This window comes from Candidatus Cloacimonadota bacterium, assembly GCA_011372345.1.
Lineage (GTDB): Bacteria > Cloacimonadota > Cloacimonadia > Cloacimonadales > TCS61 > DRTC01.
Map to the genome: position 1 here is coordinate 1 of DRTC01000038.1, position 3,550 is coordinate 3,550.

The following is a 3,550-nucleotide window of genomic DNA, read 5'->3' on the forward strand; positions in this document are numbered from 1 at the left end:
AGTTTTTTTCTCGAGCAGACCTCTGCGAAAATAATTCATAACCATACCTTTCAAAAATCAATAACAAAAATATCTTATTGAAACTAAAAGTCAAGAACAAGAATAAATGGAAAAAACTTATCTTGATCATAAACTACACTCAAAATGGTTTATCTTCCTTTAATTGTTGCAATTAAGGATAAGAGGAAATAATAAATTATAAGTTTGTTATACATTCCATCATCCGTCATTTGAAATTTGACTTAGCACTAGCTGAGATATTCTTTTAAAATTAAATGAAAATGATAAAGAAGATTTACATCCATCCCTCCATGAATAAGCATTATAACTGGCGTACAGCTGCTTTTCGTCCGATTATTGATGGTTTGATTGTTATATATATAGAGGGATAGATTTGAAATGAAGCGGGAAATGATAGTAACAAAAGTATTAAACAAAATTTCCCGGCAGGAGGTTATCATGATACTCAAATCACTCTTTTGAACTGTTGATCAGTAAAATAAAAGAATTATAACGAAAAAAGCGTGCCCGAAATTTGGAAACTCATGAATCAGTTATTGACCTCTATCTTCTTATTTACCATCAACTTAAGTTGGTGGTTAATGAAACAGTAAAAAGTATTAACCGCTTTAACGGTTTCTAATTTTATTGAATTTGACCTTTTTAGAGTGGACTCTTACTTATTTTCACAAAAAAACTGTTAAAATTGTAAAAGATTGGTGTTTTAGGATTGAAACCCACTAGTTTATCAGTCAAAAGCCGGACAAAGTATCCAATAAGAAATATTTAATTAAGAAGTATGTAAGAGAAGCAGGGAGAAATTCTATTACTCCTCAAACCTCTTCAAAGTTCGATACATTTGATTCCTCGTAATTCCCAGATTCTTGGCAGCTTTTGTTTTATTACCGCCTGCTTTCTGAATGGCTTTCTTCAATATATCGACTTTTGCCTGTAATGCTTCCTTTGAAACATTTTCGAATGAACTTTCCTGGTTCGAGGAAATCTTTTTTTCTGGATTTCCGATATTTGTAAATAATAAATACTCGGCACTTATATAATCTGTTTTAGCGATTAGAACAGCTCTTTTGATCACATTTTTCAATTCGCGGATATTACCTTTCCATTCATAATTTAACATTGAATCGATGGCATCGATAGAAAATCCTTGAATGTTCTTGTTAAATTCCAAGTTCATATTTTTCAGGAAATGATCTGCTAAAAGAGGAATATCGTCTTTCCTGTTTTTAAGAGCGGGCAGTTCGATTTTGAATTCATGTATTCTGTAAAAAAGGTCATTCCTGAATTTCCCTGATTCGATATTCTCGACTATATTTATATTACTGGCTGCAATGATGCGAACATCGACATCGATGTTTTGCTTTCCTCCAAGCCTTATAATCTGTTTGTTTTGAATTGCTCGCAGCAGTTTTGCCTGCATACTCAAGGGTAGATTGCTGATCTCATCGAGAAATAATGTGCCTTCATTTGCCTGCTCGAACTTCCCGATCCTGGTGTTGATGGCTCCTGTAAATGCTCCTTTTTCATGCCCGAACATTTCGCTCTCGAATAATGCTTCCGGAATCGCTCCGCAATCGACTGCCACGAAAGGATTGTTTGCTCTAGGACTTTTTTTGTGGATTAACTTGGCAACCAATTCTTTACCGGTTCCGGTTTCACCTTCCAGAAAGACAGTAATGTCATTTGGAGCGACCAGTTCGATCTGTTCCAGTATCTGTTTGATCTGTTTGCTTTCCCCGATCATTTCGTGTTCTTTTCCCAGTTCCTTTTTCAGGGATTTTACTTCTCTTTTGAGATGCAAGGTTTGTAAAGCTTTCCTGATAACGAGAATGATCTCATCATTATTAAATGGTTTAGTCAAGTAATCATATGCTCCCAATTTCATGGTATTGACCGCTTTTTTTATATCTCCGAAAGCAGTCAGCATGATCACGATCAAGGATTCATCGATCTGCTTGATCTTTTCCAGAACTTTGTTTCCATTCATATCCGGAAGTTTATAATCCAGCAGGACCAGGTCAGGTTTATTTCTCTCGACTTCCAAAATTGCCTGATGAGCATTTTCTGCCTGCAAAGTTTCAAACCGTTCATCTTTTAATATTTTTGATAAAATTACCCGCATGTGTTTTTCATCATCTACGATTAATATTTTTTCCATAAAAACCTCTTTTTATTGGAAACTTGCCAAATTTCAAAAATTTGGCAAGTTTTACAATCGTCTATTTATAAACCGGAAATTTAATTAAAATCCTTGTTCCTTTCCCGAGTTTACTACTGATATTGATCTTCCCTTTATGAAAAGAGACAATTTGATGAACAAGACTCAAACCCAATCCTGTTCCTGATTTTTTGGTTGTAAAGAAAGGATTAAATATTTTTTTCAGATTTTCTTTGGAAATACCTATTCCGGAATCTAAAATTATAATTTCGATCTCATCATCTTTCAATTCCACTTGAACTTTAATTTCACCACCTGCGGGCATGGCATCGAGAGCATTCAACATCAAATTCAAAAAAGCTCCGCTTAATTGGTCTTCATCCAGATATACATTTGGCAGTGAATCCGGAAAAATGAAATTTGTTTCCACATTTTGTTTGGAACATTTTCCTTCGATGAGTCCACATACTTTTTTAAGCACTTTCAGAATATCACCTTTTCTCATCTCCATTTTCTGGGGTTTGGCGAATTCCAATAATGTTTTCACGGTCTTATCTATTTTTTCCGAAGTATCCGTAAAAATTTCCATTAGTTCGTCTATCTCTTCATCTTTCTCGTTAAATTTATTTTTACAGTATTGAGCGGTTGAGTTTATGATCGCAACCGGATTCCTGATTTCATGAGCAACTCCGGCAGCCAATTCTCCGATTCCAGCCAACCTTTCCGAACGCAGCAACTGGTTTTCCAATAATTTCTGTTCGGTTACATCTCGCGTGACCACGATCGTATGAGAAACTTTTCCTTTTTGGTTGTAATACGGATAATAGGCAACATCATAATAGCGTTTTTCAAAATCGGAAAAATGAAACCATTCCTGGTAATGAACCTCATTTCCAGCAAAACATTTTTCCATATATGGCTTAATGATCTTCTCAAACTGCTTTTTTCCCCAGATCTCGGAAACGGAATTTCCAATAATTTCCTTGAAACTTTTATTCGTTGCTTGGCAATAAGAATCATTTACTGCCTCATAGATAAAATCTTTGTTGATCAAAGTCATAAATTCTTTGGAGGTATTGGAAATAGATTCATATTTTCTATACATCTCTTCTGCGATTTTATGTTCTTTGATCTCTAATTGCAATTCTTCATTTGTTTTTGCAAGTTCCGATGTTCTCTCCTTAACTTTTAATTCCAGTTCATCTCTTGCTTTTTGCAGTCCTTCTTCAGCTTTTAATCTTTCGGAAATCTCTTTTTTCAAAAGTTTATTCGATCTGCTTTTCAAAGTATAAAAGAAATATAAAATTATGGCAAGAGCAATAACGATTAAGATAATAAAATATAATCTCCATTCCACGAGTTTTCTTTTCTCGA

2 protein-coding genes are annotated in these 3,550 nt (G+C 34.3%); both read right to left on the bottom strand.

The window, feature by feature from the left end; all coding sequences use genetic code 11:
* Window positions 1-826 precede the first annotated feature (826 nt).
* Window positions 827-2,176, bottom strand: coding sequence for a sigma-54-dependent Fis family transcriptional regulator (locus tag ENL20_00655; protein HHE37071.1), 1,350 nt, complete (start codon window positions 2,174-2,176; stop codon window positions 827-829).
* Between the two features lie 61 nt (window positions 2,177-2,237).
* The gene (locus tag ENL20_00660; GenBank protein ID HHE37072.1) at window positions 2,238-3,533 is read right to left on the bottom strand and encodes a PAS domain-containing sensor histidine kinase; all 1,296 of its coding nucleotides are present in this window, start codon (window positions 3,531-3,533) and stop codon (window positions 2,238-2,240) included.
* Window positions 3,534-3,550: the final 17 nt, after the last annotated feature.

Coding starts and splice junctions, on each gene's coding strand:
- ENL20_00655 (HHE37071.1), bottom strand. CDS start 2,176: ATGGAAAAAATATTAATCGTAGATGATGAAAAACACATGCGGGTAATT.